Consider the following 7,280-nt stretch of genomic DNA (forward strand, 5'->3'; position numbering starts at 1 on the left):
CACCATGTTCCGTACCGCCCTGCGCAATGTGCTCGCGCACAAGGCCAGGCTGCTGATGACCGTGCTCGCCGTGATGCTCGGCGTCGCCTTCGTCTCCGGCACCCTGGTCTTCACCGACACCCTCGGCAACGCCTACCGCAACCAGTCCGCGAAGAGCTACGACGACGTCGCGGTCGCCGTCACCACCCACGCCGACCCGGACGACAGCAGGAAGGACGACGGCATCGGCGACCGGACGCTGGAGGGCATCCGCGCCCTCGACGGCGTCGCCGGCGCCACCGGGCGGGTCTCCGGCTTCGCCGGGGTCGCCGACAGGGACGGCAGGCTGATCGGCAACGGCTGGTCCAACACCGGCGGCAACTACGCCCCCGGCAAGGACGGCAAGGACCCGGCCTACGACTTCACCGACGGCACCGGACCGGCGTCGGCGGACACGATCGCCCTCGACAGAGACTCCGCCGAGAAGGGCGACTACCGGGTGGGCGACACCGTCCGGGTGGCCACCAACGGGCCCGTGAAGGAGTACCGGCTCGCCGGCGTCTTCACCACCGAGGACGGCGCGGTCAACGCGGGCGGCAGCCTGGTCCTGTTCACGACCGGGGTCGCACAGGAGCTGTACCTGCAGCCCGGCTTCTACCGGGACGTGACCGTCGCCGCGGCCCCCGGAGCCTCCGACACCGCGATCCTCGCCGCCGTCGAGCCGCTGCTGCCGAAGGACGCCGAGGCGCAGACCGGGGCGGAACTCGCCGACGAGCAGGCCGAGATGATCGAGAGCGAACTCGGCAACCTCAACACGATGCTGCTCGCGTTCGCCGCCATCGCCCTGTTCGTGGGTGTCTTCCTGATCGCCAACACGTTCACCATGCTGGTCGCCCAGCGCACCAGGGAACTGGCGCTGCTGCGTGCCGTGGGCGCCTCCCGGCGCCAGGTGAAGCGCTCGGTCATCCTGGAGGCCATGCTCGTCGGCGCGATCGCCTCCGTGGTCGGCTTCGCGCTGGGCCTCGGGCTCGCGACCGGACTGCGGTCCGCGATGGGCGCGTTCGGCGCGAAGGTGCCGGGCGGACCGCTGGTCGTGTCCCCGACGGCCGTCGGCGCGGCGTTCGCGGTGGGCATCCTGATCACCATGCTGGCGGCCTGGCTGCCCGCCCGCCGGGCGGCGAAGATCGCGCCGGTGGCCGCGATGAGCAGTGTCCACGCGGCGGCCACCACCAAGTCGCTCGTGCTGCGCAACAGCATCGGCGGCGCCGTCACCCTGCTCGGCGCGGCCGGCATCACCGGCGGAGCGGCCGCCGGAGGCGCGGACGGCCGCATGCTCATCGGCGCGGGCGCCTTCTTCTCGCTGATCGGCATCATCGTCCTCATCCCGCTGCTGTCGCGGCCGGTGATCGCGCTCTTCCGTCCGCTGCTGGAGGGTGTGTTCGGCGTCTCCGGCAAGCTCGCCGGGCAGAACGCCGTCCGCAACCCGCGCCGCACGGGCGCCACGGCCTCCGCACTGGCGATCGGCCTCACCCTGGTCACCGGCCTGTCGGTGCTGGGCGTCACCCTCGGCCAGGCCATCGACAAGATGACCACCGACAACATCCGCGCCGACTACATGATCTCGATGGCGGCAGGCGGGGCGCTCGACGCCTCCGCGCTGGAGGCGATCGAGAAGGCGAAGGGCGTCAGCGCGGTCTCGCCGCAGCAGGCGACCTCGCTGGAGATCGGCGACGAGTGGCACTCGGCGTCGGCCGTGACGCCGGGCGACGTGGAGAAGGTCTTCGACCTGAAGACGGTCTCCGGCTCCCTGGCGAGCCTCGGCCGGGGCGGCATCGCGGTGGCCGAGGACACCGCCAAGTCCAACGGCTACAAGGTGGGCGACACCCTGAAGGCCAACGTCGGCAGCGACGACGAGCCGCGCCCCGTGGAGGTCACGGTCGGCGCCGTCTACCGCGGCAACGAGTTCCTCTCCCCGGTGCTGGTGCCGACCTCGCTGGTGGCCCCGTACGAGACCAAGCCGTACATCCCCGAGATCTGGGTGGCCATGGACGGCGGCGCGACCGCCGCCAACGAACAGGCGCTGGTGGACGCGCTGGGCGACAACCCGGCGATCAGCGTCATGGACCAGCAGGACATCCGGAACCTCTTCGGCGGCTTCATCAACACCGCGCTGAACATCATGTACGGCCTGCTGGCGATGGCCCTGCTGATCGCCGTGCTCGGTGTCGTCAACACCCTGGCCATGTCGGTGTTCGAGCGTCAGCAGGAGATCGGCATGCTGCGCGCCATCGGTCTCGACCGCGGCCGGGTGAAGCGGATGATCCGGCTGGAGGCCGTGGTGATCTCCCTCTTCGGCGCGGTGATCGGCGTCGGCCTCGGCACCTTCCTCGGCTGGGCGATCGGCGAGACGGTCCGCGGGGAGATCCCCGGCTACGCGCTGGTCCTGCCGTGGGACCGGATCGGGATCTTCCTGCTGCTGGCGGGTGTGGTCGGTGTGCTCGCCGCGATGTGGCCGGCCCGGAGCGCCGCGCGGCTGAACATGCTGACGGCCATCAAGACCGAGTAGCCGGCGCGGCGGCGGACGGCGTACGTGTGGCCCCGGGGCGGTCCCCGGGGCCACGGCCGTGCCGGGTCCTACCGCCAGTCGCGGGTGCGCGCCCGCATGCCCGAGGCTCCCGACGCGGGGGTGCGGACGGCGAGGATCTGGTCGACCCCGATCTGGTTGCGCTCGAACGCGACGGCCGAGGCCGCCATGTAGAGCCGCCACACCCTCGCCCGTCCCGGCGAGACCAGCCGTACCGCGCGGGGCCAGGCGGACTCCAGATTGGCCACCCAGGCGCGCAGGGTCCGCGCGTAGTGCTCGCGGATCGCCTCGACGTCGCGGACCTCGAAGCCCGCGTCCTCCAGGGCCGTGACCGTGCGCCCGAGCGGCGAGAGCTCCCCGTCGGGGAAGACGTAGCGGTCGATGAACGCGTCCAGTTCGTACGCCGATTCGTCCGGCTCGGGACGGCGGGCGATCTGGTGGTTGAGCAGCCTGCCGCCCGGCACCAGCAGCGAGAGCAGCTGATCGGCGTACTCGCGGTAGCGCACCCGGCCGACGTGTTCCGCCATGCCGATCGAGGAGACGGCGTCGTACGGGCCGTCGTGCACGTCGCGGAAGTCCTGGACGCGGATCTCGACCCGGTCCGTCAGGCCCTCGTCGGCGATGCGCTTGCGGGCGTAGGCGGCCTGTTCGCGGGAGAGCGTGATCCCGGTGACGCGGGCGCCGTACTCGCGTGCCGCGTGGACGGCCATGGAGCCCCAGCCGCAGCCGACGTCGAGCAGCCGGTCGCCCTCCTTCAGTCCGAGCTTGCGGCACACGAGGTCGAGCTTGTCGCGCTGGGCGTCCTCCAGGGTGCCGTCCCCCTCGTCCCAGTAGGCGCACGAGTAGACCATGGACGGACCGAGCACCAGACCGTAGAAGTCGTTGCCGACGTCGTAGTGGTGGCTGATGGCCCGTCTGTCGCGCCCTCGGGTGTGCAGGGGGCCGGACCGGCGGCGCGTCTCCTCGGCGGGCGGCGGGGGCGGCGGCAGCGGACCGCCCAGCGAGAGAAGGCCCCGCGCGGCCGCCCGCAGGCGCGGGTCCCGCAGCGGGTGGACCCCCTTCCCGGGGCCGGCCGGGCGCTCCCACAGGATCCCGGCGAGGAGGCCCAGCGCCGCGTACAGGTCGCCGTCCACGTCGATCTCACCGGCGACCCAGGCCCGGGCCAGACCCAGCTCGCCGGGCCGCCACAGCAGCCTGCGCAGCGCCCGCCGGTGACGCACCACGAGCACGGGGCCGCCCGGCGGCCCGGACTCGCTGCCGTCCCAGGCCCGGATCCGGACCGGGAACGGCCTCCCCAGCAGCTCCCCGGCAAGAGTCGTCAGCCGCAGCGCGGCACCGGCCATGGCACACACCTCCGTGACGGTGGTTCCCACGAAACGCTCGTACGCGAAACGCTCACTACCGACAACAGGGTGACCGCCCCGCGTGCTTCCCCGGGCACGCCATGTACGGGCAAAGACCCGGGGCCGCGTCAGGGCGCCGAGCGCCCTGTGCACGGGTACGCCGAAGGGCCGCCCGCACCACGGATGGCGGGCGGCCCTTCGGAGCGTTCCGGGGTCCTAGGAGGCCTTGGCCTTCTCGGCTTCCGGCTTCACCGCGGCGGCCGGCGGCGGAGTCGGCTTGGCGGCCTCGTAGAACTCCTCGCGCGGCGTCTCCATCGCTCCGAGGGAGACGACCTCGCGCTTGAGGAACATCGCCAGCGTCCAGTCCGCGAAGACACGGATCTTGCGGTTCCAGGTCGGCATCGCCATGCCGTGGTACGCCCGGTGCATGTACCAGGCGAGACGGCCCTTGAGCTTGATCTTCATCTTGCCGACGACGATCATCGCGACGCCCTTGTGCAGGCCGAGACCGGCGACCGCGCCCTTGTTGGCGTGCTCGTAGGTCTTCTGCGGGAAGCCGCGCATCCCGGAGATCACGTTGTCGCCGAGGACCTTCGACTGCCGCAGCGCGTGCTGGGCGTTCGGCGGGCACCAGGCGTTCTCGACACCGGCGTTGCGCAGGGCCATGTCCGGCACCTGGGCGTTGTCGCCGGCGGCCCAGATGTAGTCCGTGCCGTTGACCTGGAGCTTCTCGTTGCAGTCCACGTGGCCGCGGGGGCCGAGCGGGATGCCGTAGCGGGCCAGCGCCGGGTTCGGCTTCACACCGGCGGTCCACACGATGGTGTTGGAGTCGACCTCCAGGCCGTTCTTCAGCACCACGTGGCCGTCGACGCAGGAGTCCATGGAGGTGGAGAGGTAGACCTCGACCCCACGGCCCTCCAGGTGCTCCTTGCCGTACGTGCCGAGCTTCGGACCGACCTCGGGGAGGATCTTGTCGGCGGCGTCGACGAGGATGAAGCGCATGTCCTCGCGCTTGACGTTGGTGTAGTACTTGGCCGCGTCGCGGGCCAGGTCCTCCACCTCGCCGATGGTCTCGGCACCGGCGAAGCCGCCGCCCACGAAGACGAAGGTGAGCGCCTTGCGGCGGACCTCCTCGTCGGTCGTCGAGTCGGCCTTGTCCAGCTGCTCCAGAACGTGGTTGCGCAGCCCGATGGCCTCCTCGATGCCCTTCATGCCGATGCCCTGCTCGGCGAGGCCGGGGATCGGGAAGGTGCGGGAGATGGCTCCGAGCGCGATCACCAGGTAGTCGAAAGGCAGCTCGTACGCCTCGCCGACCAGCGGCGCGACGGTGGCGACCTTGCGGTCCTGGTCGATGGTCGTGACCCGGCCGGTGAGAACCTCTGCCTTGGGCAGCACGCGTCGCAGCGGGACGACGACATGCCGAGGCGAGATGCTGCCGGCGGCAGCTTCGGGGAGGAAGGGCTGGTACGTCATGTACGAGCGCGGGTCGACGACCGTGACGGTCGCTTCGCCGTAGCGCATCTTCTTCAGGATGCGACGTGCCGCGTACAGGCCTACGTACCCACCGCCTACAACGAGGATCCTGGGACGCTCCGTGGTGCTCATGCCATCGAGTATCCACCCCACCTCGGGGGGGTGCTCGTGAGCCCCTTCACAAGGTTGTGGGCCACCTCTGCTACACTCCGCCGCCCACGTGACCCAGGTCATGGCGCATGCCGGGAACCACGGGGTAGCGGAAGACGTTGTTCACCCCACGTGAGCAGGCACATAAGCCTCCGGAGCGGGTGCGGCGGACGCCCTTCGCCCGCTTGGCCGATGCCGGTGGAGGCCCGCGCAGGCCCTGTTCCGAAGCCCAACGGGGGCGGTGGGAGGGGGTTTCGGGGGTCCGAAGGGCCCGTCGGGACCGAATTCCTTGTGAAGAACTTCACGAACTTTCTCGCGGCGGGTGTTCTCCGGGGGTTCCGGGGCCTGCGGACCCCGGGTCGCGGCACCGCGCCGCGCCCGGTCGTGTCCCCCCGGCGCCGGACGGGCGGGAGGACGGCGGGGCTCAGTCGACGAGGCCCAGCTGGGCCGCCCGCACCCCCGCGGCGAAGCGGCTGTCCGCGCCGAGGCGGGCGACCAGTCCCGCGATGAGGCGGCGCAGGGTGCGCTCCGAGCAGCCGAGCCGCCGGGCGACGGCCTCGTCCTTGGCGCCGGCCGCGAGCAGGGCCAGCACCTCGCGCTCCCGTGGTGACCAGTCGTCGGAGGCCGCGCCGTCCTCGTAGGGTCGCGCGGTGCTCCAGTGGTGGTCGAAGACGCGCGCGAAGCAGTCCGCGAGCCGCGCGCTGTGCAGGATCACGTCCTCGGCGCGCTCGCCCCGCAGCGGCGCGGGGCCGAGGGCCATCACGGTCACCGCGCGGTCGACGACGTTCAGGTGCAGCGGGACGGTCGTGGCCACACGTATCTGCGCGCCGTGGTCGAGCAGGGCCGCGAGGTAGCGGGCCGCCCCCGTGCTCCGGGCGGCACGCGCGGAGACGAGCAGCAGCATGGCCACGCCGCGCTCCAGCGCCCGCAGGTCGTCCGCCAGACCCGCCTCCAGCACCTCGGGGGCGGGGAACGTCGCCCGCATGGCGAGGAGTTCGTCGCGGCACAGCGCGTCCAGGTCCTCCATCCGCTGCCGCAGCCGGACCCGGTCGTCGTAGAACTCGGCCTCCAGCGTCTCCCGCCCGCTGCGGCGCAGGTCGGGCAGCAGGCGCAGGACGTCGCCGAAGGCGTCGAGGCCCCGGTGCAGGGCGTCCAGCTGCCGGCGCTGCTCGGCGACCAGTTCGTGCAGGGCGCGCTCGGGCGCGCCGACGCGGCGCCCCCCGCCGTCGACGAGACGACGCTCGACGAGCCACCGCCGCACGTCCTCGGGCACGCCCCCGAGAGCGTCCGCCGGGCCGGCCTGCCCGCGGCCGGGATCGTGGGGGTGCGTGTCCGGCATGGGCCGACCCTAGGACGGCACGGACGCCTTGGCCATGGCCCGTGCCGCACCGCCGGGAGCGGCGTGCCCGGACAGGCGGACGAAGCCCCGCGGATGACCGCAATCGGTCACGCCTGATTCGGCCGTGGTCAACCTCCCGTCGCCCCCAGTATGTTGTCGCCGCGCACCGCACCTCCCACCGCACCGGCGGACGGCGACCCCGTCCCCCCGGCCGGTGAGCGGCGACAACATACTGGGGGCGACGGGAGGTTGACCACGGCCGAATCAGGCGTGACCGATTGCGGTCATCCGCGGGGCTTCGTCCGCCTGTCCGGGCACGCCGCTCCCGGCGGTGCGGCACGGGCCATGGCCAAGGCGTCCGTGCCGTCCTAGGGTCGGCCCATGCCGGACACGCACCCCCACGATCCCGGCC

4 protein-coding genes are annotated in these 7,280 nt (G+C 72.3%); 1 reads left to right on the plus strand and 3 read right to left on the minus strand.

Going from position 1 to position 7,280, the window contains the following annotated elements; genetic code table 11:
* The first annotated feature begins 4 nt into the window (after positions 1 to 4).
* On the plus strand, positions 5 to 2,545 hold the full coding sequence (locus tag EAO77_RS04380) for an ABC transporter permease (RefSeq protein ID WP_147986794.1): 2,541 nt from the start codon (positions 5 to 7) through the stop codon (positions 2,543 to 2,545).
* A 68-nt stretch (positions 2,546 to 2,613) separates the two neighbouring features.
* Here the strand turns inward: EAO77_RS04380 and EAO77_RS04385 are convergent, their stop codons facing one another.
* From EAO77_RS04385 to EAO77_RS04395, 3 genes are all read right to left on the minus strand, one after another.
* A complete protein-coding gene (locus EAO77_RS04385; protein WP_147988938.1) occupies positions 2,614 to 3,906 on the minus strand; it encodes an SAM-dependent methyltransferase in 1,293 nt (430 codons plus the stop codon).
* 216 nt (positions 3,907 to 4,122) lie between these two features.
* The gene (locus EAO77_RS04390) at positions 4,123 to 5,511 is read right to left on the minus strand and encodes an NAD(P)/FAD-dependent oxidoreductase (RefSeq protein WP_147986795.1); all 1,389 of its coding nucleotides are present in this window, start codon (positions 5,509 to 5,511) and stop codon (positions 4,123 to 4,125) included.
* A 442-nt stretch (positions 5,512 to 5,953) separates the two neighbouring features.
* Positions 5,954 to 6,868: a LuxR C-terminal-related transcriptional regulator gene (locus tag EAO77_RS04395; protein WP_147986796.1), complete on the minus strand. Its 915-nt coding sequence runs from the start codon at positions 6,866 to 6,868 to the stop codon at positions 5,954 to 5,956.
* Positions 6,869 to 7,280 lie beyond the last annotated feature (412 nt).

The organism is Streptomyces sp. T39, assembly GCF_008042045.1.
GTDB lineage: Bacteria > Actinomycetota > Actinomycetes > Streptomycetales > Streptomycetaceae > Streptomyces.